We start from the raw sequence: 18,743 nt of genomic DNA, 5'->3' as shown, positions 1-18,743 counted from the left end.
GCGTTATTCGCTGATCAGCTTATCGATCTCAGCGACAACATCGTCTTGTTTGACGCGCCATTGTTCAAGCGTGTCACGATGGCGAATGGTGACCGTTCCGTCGGTGATCGACTGACCGTCGACGGTGATGCAAAACGGCGTTCCGGCTTCGTCTTGGCGGCGATAGCGACGTCCAACCGCTCCTTTTTCGTCGTAAAAGACGTTGAATTTCTTCTTGAGTGCGCGATAGATGTCTTGCGACATCTCGGGCATTCCATCTTTCTTGACCAGCGGAAACACGGCCGCTTTGATGGGTGCGATCCGCGGGTGCAGTTTCATCACCAACCGCGACTGCAGCTTCCCGTTTTCATCGGGAGCCTCATCTTCGGTGTAGGCTTCGCACAAAAAGGCCAATGTCGCTCGATCGGCTCCGGCCGAAGGCTCCACCACATGCGGCGTAAAGCGTTCGTTGGTCAGATCGTCACGGTAAGTTAGATCCTTGCCGCTGCCCCGATGCTTCGGTTTGCCGTTCGCATCCAGTTCCAGCGTCAGCGGGTTGCTGTTGGGATCAAGCTTGCCTTCCATGTGACTGCGGAGATCGAAATCTCCCCGATGCGCAATTCCTTCCAGCTCTCCATACTCGCCGGTCGGCAAGAACGGGAAAGCGTACTCAATATCGGCCGTTCCAGTCGAATAGTGACTCAGTTCGTCGCTGTGATGCTCGCGCAGACGCAACTTGTCTCCGGCCAACCCCATGTCGAGATACCATTGGAAACGACGATTGCGCCAGTAGGTGTACCAATCGGCCGACGAATCGGGATGGCAGAAGAACTCGATCTCCATCTGCTCAAACTCGCGCGATCGGAACGTAAAGTTGCGCGGCGTGATCTCGTTGCGAAAGCTCTTGCCGACTTGGGCGATTCCAAAAGGGATGCGGACGCGTGAGCTATCGACCACGTTCTTGAAGTTAACGAAGATCCCCTGCGCGGTTTCCGGCCGCAGATACGCCGAATTTTCTTCTCCGCCCAGTGCGCCAACCGTCGTCTTGAACATCAGGTTGTATTCGCGGGGCTCGGTCAGCGTGCCCAGCTCCTTCGCGTCGGGGCCTAACACTTGGGCGAAGTCGTCGACCGTGGTCAGCGAAACCATCGCTCCGTCCCACGACAGCTGTTCGGCTTGCTTGGTGCGCAGTCCGAAGAACTTTAGCGCGTTTCGCTCGATGTCGGTTTCGGGCTGATCCGAATCGGATCCGGCGGTTGCGAAGATCTTTTGCCCCTTCGCTTCGACCCAGCGGCCGACTACCTGGTCATGGCGATAACGCTTTTTCGATTGGCGACAATCGACCATATAGTCATGGAACAGATCGTAATGTCCCGAGCACTTCCAGACCTGCGGGTGCATGATGATCGTGCAGTCGAGTCCGGTCATCTCGTACGGCTGGGGAGCGCCGGGCATGGTCGAGATATCGTCGTGCCCGCTGACCATGTCGCGCCACCAGGCTTCTTTGACGTTCCGCTTCAACTCGACCCCCAAAGGGCCATAGTCCCAGAAGCCGTTGATTCCTCCATAGATTTCGGAAGATTGAAAGAGAAATCCGCGTCGCTTGCAAAGCGACACTAGCTTTTCCATTTCCATGGCTACGGCTCGACTAACAAATAAAGGGGGTGTTTCGACTATCCAGTCGGCCCCAAAAGCTGGGGACGAAAAGGTCCTAGTTTAGCTTGCCATAGGGAGTTACGTCTACCGGAGACGTATTTCCCAGGACTCCGCGTCCAACTCTGGAACCAAGTCAAACTTGTCGAGGGTCGCGGCGATCTGGATATCGTTTTCCAGGCCGATCGCCAAGACGTTGCGGCCGCCGCGGCTCTTTTGCAATCGTTCGACCAGCGGCACTGCGACCAGGTTCTCCTGGGCGGTTCGCCAAGCGTCGGCGGCGATCTGGGCGGCGTCGTTGACTTCCCACTGGCCGGTCGCGGTCATCAGGTCAACGATGGCGCCGGCGAGCAAGACATCTTCGCGCGTCACCTCTCCGGCGGTGCCCGCACAAACCAGATGGACGTTTTCGGCGTCCGAAAGTTCGCGGCAGACGGCCGAAAGATTGACGAAAGCGCCGATCAAAATGCGGCTCGCCCGCTGGCAGCGCTGCATCGCTTTGGTGCCGTTGGTGGTCGTAAAGATGACCGGATGGCCGGCGACGATGTCGCGAGAATACTCGGTGGGCGAATTGCCGAGATCAAACCCATCGATCCGCACGCCTCCGCGTTCGCCGCCAAGCAACGCCCCGTCGATCAGCGAGGCTTTCTCTTTGGCGTCTTCGATCGAGATGCAAGGCGATACATGATCGGCGCCGGCGGCCAGCATATGCACGATCGTGGTCGTCGCTCGCAGCACGTCGATCACAACAGCGGTCGATCCAGCGAGAGTTTCTTCCGAGGCGAGTTCCGGCAGTAGATGTACGTAGATCGTCGGCGGCATGAGATTCCTCTTGATAAGATGGTCGCCATGATAATGCGTTAGAGCACACGAAGGAATGCGACAACTTTGTTTAAAATCGTGAAGTTGATCGCGTTTTTGTCTCTGCGCAGCTCCGGTCGCTCCTACACAAGTCGGGGAAAACGGGCGCCGTGTTACGGAAACGATCGGCTTGCGGTAAATTAGGTGGTTTCACCGCTTCGATTCGCCCGCACTGGGAAAACGCTACGCATGGTCGTCGACAAATCGGAAACGCGCGTCCGGCGAATGTTCGCCGAAATTGCCGGAAAATACGACCGGATGAATCACCTTCTGTCGATGAATGTCGACCGCTATTGGCGCTGGCGAACCGTGAAAATCGTCCCTCCAACGGGCGACGCTCCGATCTTGGACGTCTGCACCGGCACCGGCGATTTGGCGCTGGCCTACTACCGCGCGGCGAAGGGAAAAGTGCGGGTCGATGCGACCGACTTCTGCCCAGAAATGCTAGAAGTGGGGGAAGAGAAAAAAAACCGCGCCAAAATCGGCGACATGATTCGTTTTCAGGAAGCGGATACGCAAGCGCTGCCGTTTAAGGACGACACGTTTCAAATTGTCTCGGTCGCATTTGGTCTGCGCAATGTGACCAATACCGATCTGGGGCTAAGCGAAATGACGCGCGTCTGTCGACCAGGCGGCAAGATCGCCGTGCTCGAGTTTTCGATTCCGACCTGGCAACCGTTTAAAGCGTTTTACCTATGGTACTTCCGCAACATCCTGCCGATGCTGGGGCGACTGTTCGCCAAGAATCGCGAAGACGCTTACAAGTATTTGCCTGATAGCGTCGGCGAGTTTCCGTATGGCGAAGCGCTGGCCGAGCGAATGCGGGCCGCCGGACTTCAGGACGTCTTCTACAAGTCGCTGACGTTTGGCATCGCCACGCTCTACGTGGGGACCAAATGAGCTACGTCTCTCCGATCGTGCTGGGGATCACCGGCGCCAGCGGCGCGGTCTACGCTCGGCGCTTGCTGAACGTGCTGATTCATGCCGGCTATGACGTGGATCTGTCGATCAGCGTCTCGGGACGCGCCGTCTGGCTGCAAGAGTTGAATGTCGAACTCGACTTGAAGAAGTTCGACGCTCGCTCGATCGTGGATGACAGCCCAGCGGCCAACGACCGACGATTGGCCGCCACGATGGAGAAAAATCGACCGCAGCGCCGCGGCGAACTCCGTTATTACCACTACAGCAATTTTCTGGCGCCGATCGCCAGCGGATCGGCCAAATCGCACGGCATGGTGATCTGTCCATGTTCCGGCGGAACGCTCAGCGGCGTCGTTCACGGAGCCAGCGATAACTTGATCCAACGCGCCGCCGATGTCCATTTAAAAGAACGCCGTCGCTTGATCCTGGTCCCGCGTGAGACGCCGTTGTCGCTGATCTACCTCGACAACCTGCGCAAGGCCGCCGAAGCTGGCGCCGTCGTCTTGCCGGCGATGCCGGGCTGGTATCACGGCGTCGAATCGCTCGACGATTTGATCGATTTCATCGTGGCGCGAATCTTGGATCAGCTGGATATACCGCACGCAATGATGCGACGATGGGGGAGCGATGATTCAGCGAATTAGCGACATCCTGGCGATGATCCGCTTCAGCCACACCGTCTTTGCGATGCCGTTCGCCTTATTAGCGGCGGTGATGGCCTGGAACGCTCCGGCCCCAGCAGGAGTCGACATTCGCTTCTCGTGGCGCGAACTGCTGGGGATCGTGCTGTGCATGGTCTTTGCTCGCAGCGCAGCGATGGCTCTCAACCGACTAGCCGATCGCAAGATTGACGCGGAGAATCCTCGCACGCAAACGCGGCATATCCCTGCCGGAATATTGTCCGTTAGCGAAGTGACGTTGTTTACGGTCGCCTGTTCGATCGGCTTTGTCGCGTCAACGCTGCTCTTTTGGCCCAATTGGCTGCCGCTGGTATTGTCGGTACCGGTACTGCTCTTCTTGTTCGGGTACAGCTATACGAAACGCTGGACCGCGCTGGCTCACTTTTGGTTGGGCGCGTCATTGATGTTGGCGCCGATCGCCGCGTGGATTGCGATTCGCGGAGCGGCGATCTTGGCCGATCCGCTGGATCTGTTGCCGGCAGTCACCCTTGGCGCCGCAGTGTTGCTGTGGGTCGCTGGGTTCGACATTATCTATGCTTGTCAGGACGCCCAATTTGATCGTGACGCCAAGCTGCATAGCGTTCCGTCGACCTTTGGCGTTGCTGGCGCATTGCGGATCGCAGCCGCTTGCCATGCGTTGATGATCGGAGCGCTGGCGCTGTTGCCGGTCGTCTATCCAATGCTGGGGCTGATCTATTGGCTGGGAGTCGCAGCGGTCGCGAGCTTGTTGATTTACGAACATGCGCTCGTCCGCCCTGACGATTTGTCGCGGGTCAATCTCGCCTTCTTTCATGTGAACACAATTGTCGGCGTCGGCCTATTTGTGGTGACGACGATCGATCTGCTGCTTTGGTAGAATAGCGGCATGCCAAAACGCCTAAGCTATCTGCTAGTGCAGATCCGAAACGCCGATGATCCGATTCGCAGTCAAGAGATCGCCTGTTTTGCGCACGCGCTGCAGTGCGAGCCAACGCAGATCGAACCATTCGATCTGCTTGCCGGCGCGCCCAGCGAACGGCAGCTGGCCGAGATCGATATGGTGATGATCGGCGGCAGCGGGCACTACTCGGTCGCAGAGGATGCCGATTGGCTGGAACTGGCGCTCGCCGGGCTGCGCCGGATCGTCGAGATCGATATTCCCCTGTTCGGCTCCTGCTGGGGATTTCAGGCGTTATCCAGAGCGCTCGGCGGCCGGGTGATTCATGATCTGGAACATGCCGAACTCGGCACGCATGAACTCTTTCTGACGGAAGCAGGCCGGAACGATCCCATCTTCTCCGCACTGGGCCAGCGATTTCAGGCGTACATGGGTCATGAAGATCGCGTAATCCAGCTGCCCTCTGGCGTCGAATTGCTTGCTTCGAGCGAAAGTGTCCCGCAACAAGCGTTTCGCGTCACCGGCAAACCGATCTACTGCACGCAATTTCACCCCGAACTGACGGTCGATACGCTGCTGGAACGAGTACGCGCCTATCCCGAGTACTGCGAAAAAATCGCTGGCGTACCGTATGAGGAGTTTGAAGCAACTTGCGTCGCGGCGCCAGAGACCGAGGGGTTGCTGATGGCGTTCCAGCGGGAATTTCTGGGAAGATAACCATCGGCAGGAGGGGACGCCGATTACAATGGGCGCAATCGTCTCGCGTCGGATTCCCTTCTTACTTGCGGATCGATCCTTTGAGCCTGCTTCGTCTGGTTGTTACGCTTCCACTCGCGGTTGTCGGAATATTGCTCGCCGTTGATGCTCGCGCGGAAGAGGCGCCTTTGGTGTTGCTGCGTGCGCACGCGCACAACGACTTTCATCACCAGCGCCCGCTCTTCGACGCACTCGACCATGGCTTCAACAGCGTTGAAGCGGACGTTTACCTGATTGGGGATCAGTTGCTCGTCGCCCACTGGTATCACGAACTAAATCCGCGCCGAACGCTAGAGACGCTTTATCTTGATCCGCTGCGAAAACGGGTGCGAGAGGGTCACGGTCGGGTTCACCCAGGCTCTCCGCCGTTTCGCCTGTTGATCGATATCCACGGGGATGGCGAAAAAGTTTACGCAGCGCTTGCCAAAACGCTGGGCCAATATGCTGATATTTTGACGCAGGTCCGCGACGGCAAAGTCGAAACGCGTGCGATCCAGGTCGTCGCCTCCGGCAGTCGTCCGCATCACACGATCGCCCAAGAAACCTTGCGTTTTGTCGGCATCGATGGCCGGCTACATGATTTGGGCAGCGCAGCGCCGCCCCACTTGATGCCGCTGATCAGCGGCGACTGGAGGTCGCATTTTTCCTGGAAAGGGAAGGGGAAGATCCCCGCGGCCGAAAGAGAAAAATTGCAGCGATTGGTTCGTCAGGCGCATCAAGAGGGTCGCCAAATTCGCTTTTGGGGAACGCCTGCTACGATCGCGATGTGGAAAGTACTGGATGATTGCGGCGTGGACGTGATCCATACCGACAATCTGACGAAGCTGACCAACTATCTAACAGCGAGCCAGACGGCGCAAGAAAACCAAGGTCGGTGACCGAGAAGCCGGCGTCACTTCAATTCGGCCGCGATCATCGCCGGCGTTTCTTCGATCTAGCGGGCGCCGTTTCCACGAAGACATGGCAACGGCGCCCCTACATATCTTGTGCGAACATTATTGGGCAAGTCTCCTTTCCCATGATCCAATAAAAAAAGCCCGGCCAAATTGGCCGGGCTTTCTAATTCTCGTCATTACGAAGCAGTGGTTACTTCGACTCTTCGGTTCCGCCGGCGGCGACCGGTTCGGCTTCTTTTTCGCTGAGCGCGCCTTTGAAGTCGAGTCGGGTCATCTTGCCTTCGTCGTTTTCGACGGCGTCGACGACGATCTGATCCATCCCTTGGAACTCGCCTTTGAGCAGTTCTTCGGACAACGGATCTTCGATCGAATTTTCGATCGTACGACGCAGCGGTCGGGCGCCAAAGTCATTGCCTTTGTCGCTCTGGTTGCTGCGTTTGATAATCAGCTCTTTCGCTTTGTCGGTCAGGACGAGGTCGTAACCACGTTCGGAGAGACGTTCGCGAACTTTGCTCAATTCCAGGTCGATGACCAGCTTCAGATCTTCCCGTGTCAGGTGATGGAAGATGATCGTCTTGTCGACGCGGTTGATGAACTCAGGACGGAAGACTTTGCCAATCTCTTCCTCGACGCGATGCTTCATGCTGTCGTACTCGGCGCCTTCTTCCGGAGCTTGGAAGCCGAAAGCCGATTCGTTCTTGATCGCACCAGCGCCAGCGTTGGTGGTCATGATCAAGATGACGTTGCGGAAGTCGACGTTACGACCGAAGCTGTCGGTCAAACGGCCTTCTTCCATCACTTGCAGCAGCATGTTGAAGACGTCAGGGTGAGCCTTCTCAATTTCGTCGAGCAACACCACGGCGTACGGACGACGACGAATCTTCTCGGTCAGTTGACCGCCTTCTTCGTAGCCGACGTATCCGGGAGGAGCACCGATCAAACGGCTGACGTTGTGCTTCTCCATGTACTCGCTCATGTCAATTTGAATGAGCGCGTCAGCGTCGCCGAACATGAATTCGGCCAGCGCCTTGGCGAGCAACGTCTTACCCACGCCGGTTGGACCTGCGAAGACAAAGCAGCCGGTCGGACGCTTCGGATCTTTCAAACCGCTGCGACTGCGGCGGACCGCCTTCGACACCGCTTTGATCGCGTCGTCTTGGCTGATGACCTTGCGATGGAGTTCGTCTTCCATCTGCATCAGACGCATCGTGTCTTCGGTCGTCATCCGGGTCAGCGGGATGCCGGTCATTTTCGAGACGACTTCGGCGATGACTTCTTCATCGACGACGCCATCTTTCTGACGCGACTTCTCTTGCCATTCTTTGATGATCGAATCTTTTTTCTTCTTCAGCTTGTCGGCCTGATCGCGCAGGGCCGCCGCTTTCTCGAAGTCTTGATCGGCGACCGCTTGTTCTTTTTTGCGGTTCAGCGTTTCGACTTCTTCGTCAATTTCTTTCAGATCCGGCGGTCGGGTCATCACGCGCAGTCGGACGCGGGCGCCCGCTTCGTCGATTACGTCGATCGCTTTGTCCGGCAGGCAGCGTCCGGTGATGTAACGATCCGAGTATTCGGCCGCGGCCACGACCGCGTCGTCGGTGATTTGCACGTTGTGGTGCTCTTCGTACCGATCACGCAGACCCTTGAGGATCTCGACCGTTTCGTCCTTCGAGGCCGGATCGACCTGAATCTCTTGGAAACGGCGAGCCAGAGCGCTATCTTTTTCGATGTACTTCCGGTACTCGTCGAGCGTCGTGGCGCCGATGCATTGAATTTCACCGCGCGCCAACGCGGGCTTCAGCACGTTCGCCGCGTCGATAGCGCCTTCTGCGCCGCCGGCTCCGACCAACGTATGAAGTTCGTCGATGAACAAGATCGTGTTCTTGGCGCGGCGAACTTCGTTCATGACCGCTTTGATGCGTTCTTCAAACTGACCGCGGTATTTGGTGCCGGCGACCATCATCGCCAAGTCCAACACGACGATCCGCTTTTCGGCCAGCAGTTCCGGAATGTCGCCGTCGATCACGCGTTGGGCGAAACCTTCCACGATCGCCGTCTTACCGACGCCGGCTTCACCCAGCAAAACCGGGTTGTTCTTGGTGCGGCGGCACAAAACCTGAATGGCGCGTTCGATTTCTCGTTCGCGGCCGATGACCGGATCGAGCTTGCCTTGCTTGGCGAGTTCGGTCAGATCGCGACCAAAGCTGTCGAGCGCCGGCGTTTTCGACTTGCTCCCTTTGGCGGCGGCCGGATCCGAGCTGCTCTCGGGTTGACCGCGACCTTCGCGTCCGCCGTCCCCTTCCATGCCGTGACCCAGCAGGTTGAGAACTTCTTCGCGAACGTCTTCGAGTTTCAAACCAAGGTTCATCAGAACCTGGGCGGCGACTCCTTCTTGCTCACGCAAGAGGCCCAGCAAGATATGCTCAGTGCCGACATAGTTGTGGTTCAGATTGCGAGCCTCTTCCATCGAGTACTCGATCACTTTTTTGGCCCGCGGGGTCTGGGGAAGTTTCCCCATCGTGACCATATCGGGTCCGCTTTGGACGAGTTTCTCGACTTCGAGTCGAATTTTGCGGAGATCGACTTCCAACGTCTTGAGTACGTTGGCGGCGACTCCGCTGCCTTCTTTGATCAGCCCAAGCAAGATATGCTCGGTGCCGATGTACTCGTGGTTGAACCGCTGCGCTTCTTGGTTCGCCAGCTGCATCACCTTCCGAGCGCGATCGGTAAATCTTTCGTACATGGAGTTCAACCTCGCGATGAGTAATAGCGGGTAGTCTGCTTCTCTGTATTCTATCGCACGGGGCAAATTGGACTATGCCGCCTCGGTAGACGGCGCCGCTTCGCTGTGCTCACTTTCCACTGCTGCTTCTGGTTTGGATGCTTGCGGCGATTCATTGGGTTCGTCGCTGTCACCCATTCGATCGGCCAGCAAGCGTCGTTCTCTCTGAATCTCCGCCCACCAGCGTCCGGCCGCATCCAGCTTGATTAACTTGGCGATCGCTTCGAGCGCCGCGTCATATTGCTGCGTGTGCCGATACAAGGTCGCCAGCATCAGACGCGCTTCCGCATCGCGTGCATCCCGCGCGAGCAAACGAAGCAAAGTTGCTTCGGCCTGGTGCCATTGTCCTTGTAAGTATTCGTTTTGGGCCGCATGAAACAAGGCCTCGACCGACTCGTCGAGCGGTTGAAAACCGCCGCGAGCGACACGATAGATACTCCATCCGGTTGAAGTCGCCCATACTGCGGTGACTACGTACCAAATGCTGTGATGTATCGTTTCGCCCACGAGCTCTGGCCAAACGCCGTGCAGAATCAACGCTGTATTTAATAACAGCGCGAAACCGCCGGCCCACACGAGCCCTTGCCAGCGACCATATACCCACGTTTCCGTAAGTCCTGGCCACAGGCAATATATCCATGGCGAATTTAGCATCCCTACCTCTCCAGAAGCGATCAATCTCCGAAGGGAGTGATCGGTTGGAATCGCCGAGGAATTCTAACTCGCAAATAAAGCGCAAGCAAGGCAACTAAAGAAATGCCATGAACTTACGCACTCTGGGCGAGTCACATCGGTATCGCTTGCAATGACGATGTGACGAATGCTTCTAGGCAACTGTGGGCTTAGCGTCTCAGCAACCCGTGACTCTGGCGCTGGTTACGTGAAAAACTAACCCTGCTGATGCGATTGCCAAGAGTCTCTACAATCGTGATAGCTAATACCCCAGGAAAAACCGATGCCAGACGAACAACAACCAGTCAACGCACAATCGACCATCGCCGCCTGGCGAGCGATCGACGCCGCCGCCAATCGCGCGGCCGAAGGACTGCGGGTTGTCGAAGATTTCGTCCGCTTTGGCTTGGATGATCGTCACTTGACCACGATCGTCAAAAACATCCGGCATGATCTGGCGGCGGCGTTGCAACAGTTTTCGTCCGAAACTCTGCACAGCGCAAGAGATACGCAAGCCGATGTCGGCGTGACCGTCACCACCAGCGGCGAACAAGCCCGAACCCATCTTGCCCAAACTGCCACATCAAATCTCAAACGGGCCCAACAGTCGCTCCGGACGCTGGAAGAGTTCAGCAAGCTGGTCCAACCGAAGGTCTCCGCCCATTTCGAGCAGTTGCGATATCGCAGTTACACGCTCGAAAAGGGGATCACCATGACGCAGGAAAATCGCGAACGGCTGGCGAGCGCTCGACTCTATGCTTTGATCGACGGCTGCCAAAATGCGGAAAATTTTTCCCAAATAGTCGCTGATTTGATCGCCGGCGGAGTCGATATCGTGCAGTTGCGCGATAAGACGCTCGACGATCGAACTTTACTGGCGCGAGCACGACAGTTGCGTGAAATCACGGCCGCGACGTCCACCTTCGCCATCGTGAACGACCGCTGCGACATCGCCGCATTGGCTGATGCCGACGGCGTCCATGTCGGGCAAGAGGAACTCTCAGTGAAGGAGGCCCGTGCGATTCTCGGCGTCGGCAAGCTGATCGGCGTCTCGACCCACAGCATCGATCAGGCCCGCCTCGCGGTTCTGGATGGCGCAGACTACATCGGAGTTGGCCCGACGTTTCCGTCGCAGACCAAGTCGTTCGACCAGTTTCCAGGTCTTGATCTGGTTCGTCAGGTTGCCGGCGAGATCCGGTTGCCAGCGTTCGCGATCGGAGGGATCACGCTCGAAAATGTGGGACAAGTGGTTGAAGCCGGGATCTCGCGAGTTGCGGTGAGTGGGGCGATTGCGGGGGTGAACGATCCGCGCGAAGCTGCCAAGGAAATGAAAAGGCGACTCATCGTCAAAAATGATTAAGCGGCGCCCAAAAAAACGTGCCGTCCTGGTCAGGACGGCACGTCTCTAAGATTCAATACTTCGGCAATCCGCCTACGGCAGCGCGATCGACTTCAACGTCCAACCATTGTCAGCACCTTGCATGACGACGACGGCGTTCGCGTCATTCAACTTGGCCAATTGAACCACGCCTTCCCAGTCGGCGATCGATTCAAACGATTGCCCGGCGGTTCCGCCCCCTTTGACCGGTTCGGTCAAACCTTCTTCGCGTTCCAGATCTTCGGTGCTGATCTTCATCACGCCGCGCGCCGTATTGGCCGAGAGCAAGTAGGTTTTGCCCCCTTTTTCGTAGACGATCATGTCGATCGGCTGGTTGCGGTTTCCCAGTTCGGCGACGGTCGTTCCTTTTACCTTTTCCTGGCTCTGCAGTTGCTTGACCGGAAACTTCACCAGCGGCGTGCAGGTGAAGCCTGCCAACACATGAGGTTCGCCGCCGATGTTAAACGGCACGAACGTCCGAATCGCGGCGTAATCTTCGTCACGGCCATGCGCGGCGTGAAAGATCTCGATGCGCGACAGTTGATCGCCGGTGGTGAAGGGGAAGGGAACGCTGCGAACCGCCGAAGCGCCTTCGCCTGCGGCCAGACCGGTAACGATTACCTGACCGTCGGCATAGGCGAGATCGGTAATCGACTCGTTACGCAGGTTGCGACGACGACGACCTTCGCCGCTTATCTCGTCGGCCGGGGCGTCCGATAACTTCACTTCGGCGAACGCGACATCCTTCAATTTCAAAGGCGTAACGTTTTGCTCGGCGTCAATCTTCACCAGCGCCGGCTTGTCGCCGGAGGTGACCGATAGATAAAGCGAGCCAGTTTCTGGGTTAACCGTCAGATCCGTAATATTCAGCTTAGCCGGACTTCCGCCGATCGCCTTCGCCAACTTTTCGCGTAGCGAGGTGATCTCAAACGTTGCTTTATCGGGTGCGCCAGGCTTCTCGCCCGTAGCGATGGCGAAAACGGCGGCTGACTTCGGATCGCCTACCAACAGCACGCCGTCGGGGGCGAACGCGAGCGGACCGGCCGATTTTATTTCGGGCGTTCCTTTTTTCAGACCGTACATTTCCGAGTCGGCCGCGTGTAAACCAGCTACCATCATGAAGCTGAGCACAATGGCTCCAAGCGTTTTCCGCATGTCGAGATCCTTGTTCGAGGCTGTGGGGGGAATCAAAAATGCCATCCGCGCATGAATTTGATTATCCGCAATTTGCACCCTGCTTCAAGGAATTCTAGAAATAGCGACAATGAAAGCCCCGAATTCACCTGGGAGTACCTCCATGAAGGGCGATACGCATCGAGTTGTGATTATCGGTGGCGGCTTCGGCGGCCTCTTTGCTGCGCGCAGTTTAAAGTCATCCCCTGTTCACGTAAAACTGGTGGATCGGCGCAACTTCCACTTGTTTCAGCCGCTGCTTTATCAAGTTGCGACCGGCGGTCTCTCTCCCGCGAATATTGCGACTCCGCTGCGACGCATCTTGGTTCGTCAGCGCAATACCGAAGTCGTCATGGCCGATGTCGCCGACTTTGACCCTGTCAACCGCAAAGTAATTTTGCATGACGGCGAAGTTGAATATGATTCGCTGATTGTGGCCGCCGGCGCCGAAACCGGCTACTTCGGCAACTGCGAATGGGCGAAGACGGCGCCAGGTTTGAAATCGATTGAAGATGCGACCGAGATCCGCCGCAAAATCCTCTCCGCCTTCGAACAAGCGGAGCGTGCGACCGACAAGACTGAGCAAGCCGAACTTATGACGTTCGTGATTGTCGGCGGCGGTCCAACCGGCGTCGAACTTGCCGGCGCGTTGGCCGAAATTTCGCGGCAAACCATGAAGAATGACTTTCGAAATATTACGCCCTCTGATGCGCGCATCATCTTGGTCGACGCCGGTGAGCGCGTCCTCTCTCCCTTTCCGCCAGAGCTTTCTGAAAATGCGCGGATGTCGCTCACCAAGCTCGGCGTCGAGGTAAACAACCACCACAAGGTCAAACTGGTCGAAGAAGGCTCGGTCGTCGTGACTCACGAAGATCAAGAGACGACCATCCGCGCCAAAACCATTATCTGGGCGGCCGGCGTTCAGGCTTCCCCCTTGGGACGCAAGCTGGCCGAACGCACCGGCGCGAAGACGGATCGCGGCGGTCGCGTGATAGTTGAACCAGACTGCACGCTGGCCGGTTATCCCGAGATCTTTGTTATCGGCGACATGGCTTGCTTTCCGCATCAGGGTGAACACCCGCTTCCCGGCGTCGCCCCCGTCGCGATGCAGCAAGGCAAATACGCCGCGAAAACCATCGTCGATCGCATTCAGCAAAAGCCGTCCCAACCGTTCCACTACAGCGATCCCGGCAGCCTGGCGACCATCGGCCGATCGAAAGCCGTCGCCGTCCTTGGCAAATGGAAATTCACCGGCTTCGTCGCTTGGGTCCTTTGGCTGGTCGTTCACTTGATGCAATTGATCCAGTTCGAGAACCGCTTGCTGGTGCTGATGCAATGGAGCTGGGCTTACTCCACATTCAATCACTCGGCCCGACTGATCACTGGCGAAGATTATCGCCAGGAAGAGCTGGATGATATTCTGAGATCATGATTCGCCAATCGGGGCAAATAATGAATGACTCAGAACGAATATCTCATGAAGCGGCGGTCAGCGATGGACGATAAAACTGCCCAGATGCTCTGCTGCTTCGGCATTGGGCATTTGTGCTGAGCCGTGCACGTATCTGCCCGGCCAGACGCCGTTTCTTGTGCATAATAATAACTCGATGGATAGGCCCAAGGCATCTCAACAACTCGCCGAATCCCAAGCCTATTGGCGGCGGATTTCCGTGCGTATCTGGCTTGCTTTGATGCTGATCATTGCAGGCAGCGCGACGATAGCTTGGATCATTACGCGTAACGTCGATCATCTCTACGGGGGCCTATTCTTCACCCTGGTTCCACTCGGTGGCCTGCTCTACTCCTACTTCTTCCTGTTTAATCCCTGGAGCGATCCGCTTGAGACGCAAGCACGACTGGAAAAGGGGGGCAAAAACAGCAGCAAAATGCTCGAACGATCGCGTTTGTTAACGGCTGGATGCTTGTGATTACTTCGCCGATTATCTGGATCGTTGCTGTAGGCAAAGGGGCGGAAGAATACGGCGCCCTGGGCGTCGCCATGGGGATCTTCGCTGGTTTGGCTTGGCTCGCCTGCGGCTTGCTCGCCATTGCGTGGTCACGGCGCTGACGCCACACGCGATGCAATAACGCCAGATAGATGAAGCCGCACTCTCACTCAGCCCTCTTTCCAACAGCGGCGATCAATGGAATCCCTGGAACTCTTGACCAATCGGCCGAATCTTATTGAGGTTGCGCGTGCAGAGATCAAATGTCGATTATTCTCATATAATCAGACTATCGCCATGCGATATATAACTTACAATCAAATTCTGACTAGGCCACACATCATTCCCATAAAAAAAGCGATTCCCATGGCACACTACAATATGATTGCAGGAGGAATATTCGGACTGATCGCCGTGCTTGCAGGCGCTGTGCTAAGCGATCAGGTGAAACTGCGTCTTGACAACGTACTTCTGGAAAAAGCGGTGGCTGTTCCCGCGGTCCTTCACCCGGACGGGACAATCGCCCGCGACGCTACCACGGAAATCAGCATCATCGACCGACGCGAAAATGAGGATGCTTGGCTCCGCTATCTGACCGGAAATTTTTACCTGATGTTCAACGGCCTAGCGATGATTGCGCTGGGACTGATCGGAGCGCAAGCAGGCGGCGACTCCAGGATTGCGATCGCCGGAGGCGCCTGTTTTACGGTTGGCAACCTTCTGTTCGCAGTCTGCATGAGCGCCGCCGCAGCGTTATCGATGCCGACGCTCCGAGTACCGATTCCCGTGGGAGCAATTCTCTTGGCCGCGGGTTGGATTTGTCTTATCGTCGTATCGATGAAGGCCAAAAGGCCGGCATAGAAGCAGCGTGCAGGCAAGCGGTCCGCCGGCCGCTTGCCGTCTCAGCACCTACTTGCTTCGCCGACTGGGCTTCGCAGTCAGTTCAAAATCGATGACGGTATTCTCGGCCGAAACGTTGGCGGTCAAACCGCTTTGGTTCATGTATCTCTCCGGTATGATTTTCTCTTCGGTGGCCATGCCGGCGATCAATACATTCTTCTCTCCGCCGGTGCATTTCAGCGTATAATTCCCTTGACTGATGTACGCGTAGACGGTTTCTGTCGCCGGGCCGTCAGCCGGGAAAAACGTGACGTCCCCTCTTTCGACAGGCTTTCCGTCCATGGTAATCATTCCGGAAACCTCAAATATTTCTGGTCCGCGCGAACAGCCAGCGATACCCATAACTGCAATTACGAACAGAACGCATTGCACCGACAGCTTACTGCTTGTACTTAACATGTGATGCATACGGCCAGAAACACATCATGTTCCCTCAGCCGTCCCAAATTGTTAATGATTGGCATGAAAAACAAATATATCCATCGACTTCTGCTGCGAGCTTTTTTGCAGCAGAAGCGATCGGTACGACCCAAGACAAAAGCGCCGGCTGACGAAGGCGCCGCGCTCTCCGAAAATATCGACGCTAGAACTGCGTAATCACGTTTCCGTCCCTGCGATTCGCGAGATCGATCAAGGTCGTATTGCTGATATTTTCCTGGATAAAAGAGACGGACGCGTCTGCTCGCGACACCATGATGCCGCCGGGGTGCTCACTGCGCAGCACAAACCACGAAGAGTACGCATTGCTGAACGTACAAGGCTTGTTCGGCGTATCAACGCAATGGTCGGCGGCGTTGTAATCTGGGACAAACAAACCGCGACTTCCGGTGTTGAAGGTCGTTTCCGTAGCCTGCGAATTCCAATAGTTGGCCGTCGTATCGTATTCCGTCGCCGCTGGGCCGTCTGGCGAACCCTGAAGACATTCTCCCATCATCAACGTGTTGCTGAGTCCGTCGGTAATCTCTCGAAGTTTGACCCCCGACTTCGTATAGAAAAGGCCGTTCATGTAGGTCGCGTTCGCCGAATTGATTCCAGAATTTTCGGTGTGGGTATTTCCAAGATAATTCCCCTGGAAACCATCATGTCCAACCTTGCCGCCATTGGGATCGGATGGGCAGACAAAACCTTCCACCACCGTGTTTCGCACCGTGGCGCTTAAGCTGATTGTGGGCATCGAAAGCATGTCGGTCTTGATCGCATCGTACATCGCCGACTGTTCGACGAATGGCAAAATGCATTGAAACCAACTAGATCCGTTGGGATACACGTCCGTGTCGGAGGTTCCTAGGTAAGAATTCGCGAAAATGCCATAGCTGAATTGTCCGTATGGCAACGACTGGAAAGTGTCGTGATAGTTGTGCATCGCCAAGCTGATTTGCTTTAGATTGTTGGTGCAACTGATGCGGCGAGCCGCTTCGCGGGCCTGTTGAACCGCCGGCAAAAGCAGCGCGATCAAGACGCCGATAATCGCGATGACCACCAGCAATTCGACCAGCGTAAAAGCACTACGGCGGCGACCGCCGACACAAAAGGTCTGCATAAGAGTTTGTCCCTAAGATACGTAGAATGGAATGCTTGACGCAAATGCGCCAAACGGTTGATTCGCAAACACAAGGACATGAGGGGAGTGGTCACAATTAGTGGGGGCGGATGTCACCATACAAAGGGTCCATAGAAGCTTCCATACCTCTAAATGGGGAACTCTTCTGGTGAAACATGTCGCATTAAAAATTCATTTATCTGAATAATTATCCAACGAGAGTCCCAAGAACAACCATTCATCCCGATTTTTTGTTGAAAATCCGCGAGGAAGCGCCGGTTTATTCATCATTTTTCTAGGCAAGGCCGTTTGAATCTCCGCTCTCAGCGGTAAGAACGAGACGGCGATCCCTCTCTCACCAAGCGTCGCTATACACGCAATTCCGCCAAAAAATTTGGGACTTTTCCGAACTGTCGTGGAAAAAGCAGGATCGAGCACGAGGCTTTTCCATTCTCTGGTTGCTGGATTGCCAATCCAAGCAGATTCGACGACCGCTCGTATTCTCGATGGCGCTCTCTCCAATTGGAAATGCTGAGATCGGTCTAAGCAGCCCGGCTCCTCTCATGCCATTCGAATGGGGGCGTTTTGCTGATTCCGTACATTTTAACGGTTCTACTGATTCTACCGGGGTCGGAATCGCGATAGTCACCAAGCGGTCCAATGTCATTGCTTCGCTCGAATCTGCGGCAGAATCCCAGAGTCAGGGGAACGCGTGATCATTTTAAGGCCGAGCCAATGTAATCATTCTTGGGGCACTCCATGCGCAACTTCTATTCGGCTTTGCTTTTTCCAGCTCTTGTATTACTAGCCGTTCTGGCCACATCGCCGCCTGCATCAGCCCAATTCGACATGGAAATGGGCGAGCAGTCGCTTGTACCTCGCAGCGCTCGCTATCTTGGGCTCGGCTTTAATTACAACTCGATGAACTTCGGCAATCAGGATGTCATCGCCGTGGGAACGTCAGATGTCATCGAGAGCGGAGTCACCATCGCGACCGGCACGGCGGATGGACCGGACGATGCGACCGGCGGCACTCCGATTTTTATGGAGACGCAACTCAATTTATCCCCCTCGATCGAATTGGGTTACTTCCAGCACTTCGACCAGAGTGCGCACCAATTATGGGGTTTTAAATTCACCAATGATTACCTCGGGACGAGTTCCGACACTCGATTGGTTCGTCTGCCTCAGGTTGGAACGTTCACTTATGCAGCGGATCCGGCGAATCCTGTTCCTTTTACAGGCAACGCGATTGCCACGTCGCTAAAGAGCCAGATCATCGATCAGATGGCCTTTCGTCCTTATGTGGGACACTCGTTTGGCACTGGATTTGTTTTCATCGGCGGCGGTCCTACTTTGTCGAACGTGAGAACCGAAGTTGTGGACCTGGTCGGTTTCGCCGATATCAACGGAACACGCAGCGACATCTCGGGAGCGCCGCAAGACTTCTCCGATTCTGGCTGGGTCTGGGGCGGGTCCGCTGAAATCGGCGTCACCCACTTTTTTTGCCGGTCTTGGTTCCTAGAATGCAGCTATGTCTTTGGCGTCACCGGCAACAAGACGTTTAACTTCAACAGCACCTTCTCCAGCCCCGATCCGAGCGATCCCAATCGGATCAAGGCTGGAACCCTTGTCGGCAGCTCCACTTGGCAAACGATCACGCAATCGATCGGCATTCGGCTCTGCAGAACCTTTTAAGGGGTGATCCAACCGCGATCAACGCCGGTCATAA

17 protein-coding genes are annotated in these 18,743 nt (G+C 56.1%); 10 read left to right on the top strand and 7 right to left on the bottom strand.

The window, feature by feature from the left end; genetic code table 11:
* Positions 1 to 3: 3 nt before the first annotated feature.
* Positions 4 to 1,608 (bottom strand): glycine--tRNA ligase, encoded by a 1,605-nt coding sequence (locus M4951_RS09145; protein WP_262026911.1) that lies wholly within the window; start codon positions 1,606 to 1,608, stop codon positions 4 to 6.
* Between the two features lie 111 nt (positions 1,609 to 1,719).
* Positions 1,720 to 2,454: a 2-phosphosulfolactate phosphatase gene (locus tag M4951_RS09140; RefSeq protein ID WP_262026176.1), complete on the bottom strand. Its 735-nt coding sequence runs from the start codon at positions 2,452 to 2,454 to the stop codon at positions 1,720 to 1,722.
* A gap of 228 nt (positions 2,455 to 2,682) precedes the next feature.
* On the opposite strand from M4951_RS09140, the gene ubiE reads away from it, so the two are divergent.
* From ubiE to M4951_RS09115, 5 genes are all read left to right on the top strand, one after another.
* Positions 2,683 to 3,393, top strand: a complete 711-nt coding sequence (gene ubiE, locus M4951_RS09135) for a bifunctional demethylmenaquinone methyltransferase/2-methoxy-6-polyprenyl-1,4-benzoquinol methylase UbiE (RefSeq protein ID WP_262026175.1) — start codon at positions 2,683 to 2,685, stop codon at positions 3,391 to 3,393.
* Positions 3,390 to 4,058, top strand: a complete 669-nt coding sequence (locus M4951_RS09130) for a UbiX family flavin prenyltransferase (RefSeq protein ID WP_262026174.1) — start codon at positions 3,390 to 3,392, stop codon at positions 4,056 to 4,058. The genes ubiE and M4951_RS09130 overlap by 4 nt, the downstream gene beginning before the upstream one ends.
* A complete protein-coding gene (locus M4951_RS09125) occupies positions 4,042 to 4,950 on the top strand; it encodes a UbiA-like polyprenyltransferase (RefSeq protein ID WP_262026173.1) in 909 nt (302 codons plus the stop codon). Before M4951_RS09130 ends, M4951_RS09125 begins: the two co-directional genes overlap by 17 nt.
* A gap of 9 nt (positions 4,951 to 4,959) precedes the next feature.
* Entirely contained in the window at positions 4,960 to 5,688 is a 729-nt protein-coding gene (locus tag M4951_RS09120) for a type 1 glutamine amidotransferase (protein WP_262026172.1), read from the top strand.
* A gap of 80 nt (positions 5,689 to 5,768) precedes the next feature.
* A complete protein-coding gene (locus tag M4951_RS09115; RefSeq protein WP_262026171.1) occupies positions 5,769 to 6,605 on the top strand; it encodes a phosphatidylinositol-specific phospholipase C/glycerophosphodiester phosphodiesterase family protein in 837 nt (278 codons plus the stop codon).
* Positions 6,606 to 6,813: 208 nt separating this feature from the next.
* Here the strand turns inward: M4951_RS09115 and M4951_RS09110 are convergent, their stop codons facing one another.
* Together M4951_RS09110 and M4951_RS09105 are read right to left on the bottom strand one after the other, a co-directional pair.
* Positions 6,814 to 9,363 (bottom strand): ATP-dependent Clp protease ATP-binding subunit, encoded by a 2,550-nt coding sequence (locus M4951_RS09110; RefSeq protein ID WP_262026170.1) that lies wholly within the window; start codon positions 9,361 to 9,363, stop codon positions 6,814 to 6,816.
* Positions 9,364 to 9,435: 72 nt separating this feature from the next.
* A complete protein-coding gene (locus M4951_RS09105) occupies positions 9,436 to 10,056 on the bottom strand; it encodes a tetratricopeptide repeat protein (protein WP_262026169.1) in 621 nt (206 codons plus the stop codon).
* A gap of 301 nt (positions 10,057 to 10,357) precedes the next feature.
* Between M4951_RS09105 and M4951_RS09100 the strand changes: the two genes are divergently transcribed.
* Entirely contained in the window at positions 10,358 to 11,434 is a 1,077-nt protein-coding gene (locus tag M4951_RS09100; protein ID WP_262026168.1) for a thiamine phosphate synthase, read from the top strand.
* 72 nt (positions 11,435 to 11,506) lie between these two features.
* Here the strand turns inward: M4951_RS09100 and M4951_RS09095 are convergent, their stop codons facing one another.
* Complete coding sequence (locus tag M4951_RS09095) at positions 11,507 to 12,607, bottom strand: hypothetical protein (protein WP_262026167.1); 1,101 nt, start codon at positions 12,605 to 12,607, stop codon at positions 11,507 to 11,509.
* A 142-nt stretch (positions 12,608 to 12,749) separates the two neighbouring features.
* On the opposite strand from M4951_RS09095, the gene M4951_RS09090 reads away from it, so the two are divergent.
* From M4951_RS09090 to M4951_RS09080, 3 genes are all read left to right on the top strand, one after another.
* On the top strand, positions 12,750 to 14,057 hold the full coding sequence (locus M4951_RS09090; protein ID WP_262026166.1) for an NAD(P)/FAD-dependent oxidoreductase: 1,308 nt from the start codon (positions 12,750 to 12,752) through the stop codon (positions 14,055 to 14,057).
* A gap of 238 nt (positions 14,058 to 14,295) precedes the next feature.
* Positions 14,296 to 14,553 (top strand): hypothetical protein, encoded by a 258-nt coding sequence (locus tag M4951_RS09085; protein ID WP_262026165.1) that lies wholly within the window; start codon positions 14,296 to 14,298, stop codon positions 14,551 to 14,553.
* Between the two features lie 216 nt (positions 14,554 to 14,769).
* Complete coding sequence (locus M4951_RS09080; protein WP_262026164.1) at positions 14,770 to 15,432, top strand: DUF423 domain-containing protein; 663 nt, start codon at positions 14,770 to 14,772, stop codon at positions 15,430 to 15,432.
* A 48-nt stretch (positions 15,433 to 15,480) separates the two neighbouring features.
* Here the strand turns inward: M4951_RS09080 and M4951_RS09075 are convergent, their stop codons facing one another.
* The gene (locus M4951_RS09075) at positions 15,481 to 15,753 is read right to left on the bottom strand and encodes a hypothetical protein (protein ID WP_262026163.1); all 273 of its coding nucleotides are present in this window, start codon (positions 15,751 to 15,753) and stop codon (positions 15,481 to 15,483) included.
* Positions 15,754 to 16,054: 301 nt separating this feature from the next.
* Entirely contained in the window at positions 16,055 to 17,011 is a 957-nt protein-coding gene (locus tag M4951_RS09070) for a DUF1559 domain-containing protein (protein WP_262026162.1), read from the bottom strand.
* 855 nt (positions 17,012 to 17,866) lie between these two features.
* Here M4951_RS09070 and M4951_RS09065 point away from each other — a divergent pair.
* Positions 17,867 to 18,709, top strand: a complete 843-nt coding sequence (locus M4951_RS09065) for a hypothetical protein (RefSeq protein WP_262026161.1) — start codon at positions 17,867 to 17,869, stop codon at positions 18,707 to 18,709.
* Positions 18,710 to 18,743 lie beyond the last annotated feature (34 nt).

Origin of the sequence: Blastopirellula sp. J2-11, assembly GCF_024584705.1 — a bacterium.
Classification (GTDB): domain Bacteria; phylum Planctomycetota; class Planctomycetia; order Pirellulales; family Pirellulaceae; genus Blastopirellula.
Note: the sequence above shows the minus strand (reverse complement) of the source record. Positions and strands in the feature narration are given on the sequence as shown.

Excerpts from the sequence above, each read along its gene's own strand:
- M4951_RS09070 (WP_262026162.1), bottom strand. The coding sequence starts at position 17,011 with ATGCAGACCTTTTGTGTCGGCGGTCGCCGCCGTAGTGCTTTTACGCTG.
- M4951_RS09120 (WP_262026172.1), top strand. The coding sequence starts at position 4,960 with ATGCCAAAACGCCTAAGCTATCTGCTAGTGCAGATCCGAAACGCCGAT.
- M4951_RS09065 (WP_262026161.1), top strand. The coding sequence starts at position 17,867 with ATGGGCGAGCAGTCGCTTGTACCTCGCAGCGCTCGCTATCTTGGGCTC.
- M4951_RS09075 (WP_262026163.1), bottom strand. The coding sequence starts at position 15,753 with ATGGACGGAAAGCCTGTCGAAAGAGGGGACGTCACGTTTTTCCCGGCT.
- M4951_RS09145 (WP_262026911.1), bottom strand. The coding sequence starts at position 1,608 with ATGGAAAAGCTAGTGTCGCTTTGCAAGCGACGCGGATTTCTCTTTCAA.
- M4951_RS09100 (WP_262026168.1), top strand. The coding sequence starts at position 10,358 with ATGCCAGACGAACAACAACCAGTCAACGCACAATCGACCATCGCCGCC.
- M4951_RS09105 (WP_262026169.1), bottom strand. The coding sequence starts at position 10,056 with ATGCTAAATTCGCCATGGATATATTGCCTGTGGCCAGGACTTACGGAA.
- M4951_RS09080 (WP_262026164.1), top strand. The coding sequence starts at position 14,770 with ATGGAATCCCTGGAACTCTTGACCAATCGGCCGAATCTTATTGAGGTT.
- ubiE (WP_262026175.1), top strand. The coding sequence starts at position 2,683 with ATGGTCGTCGACAAATCGGAAACGCGCGTCCGGCGAATGTTCGCCGAA.
- M4951_RS09095 (WP_262026167.1), bottom strand. The coding sequence starts at position 12,607 with ATGCGGAAAACGCTTGGAGCCATTGTGCTCAGCTTCATGATGGTAGCT.
- M4951_RS09090 (WP_262026166.1), top strand. The coding sequence starts at position 12,750 with ATGAAGGGCGATACGCATCGAGTTGTGATTATCGGTGGCGGCTTCGGC.
- M4951_RS09125 (WP_262026173.1), top strand. The coding sequence starts at position 4,042 with ATGATTCAGCGAATTAGCGACATCCTGGCGATGATCCGCTTCAGCCAC.
- M4951_RS09110 (WP_262026170.1), bottom strand. The coding sequence starts at position 9,363 with ATGTACGAAAGATTTACCGATCGCGCTCGGAAGGTGATGCAGCTGGCG.
- M4951_RS09130 (WP_262026174.1), top strand. The coding sequence starts at position 3,390 with ATGAGCTACGTCTCTCCGATCGTGCTGGGGATCACCGGCGCCAGCGGC.
- M4951_RS09140 (WP_262026176.1), bottom strand. The coding sequence starts at position 2,454 with ATGCCGCCGACGATCTACGTACATCTACTGCCGGAACTCGCCTCGGAA.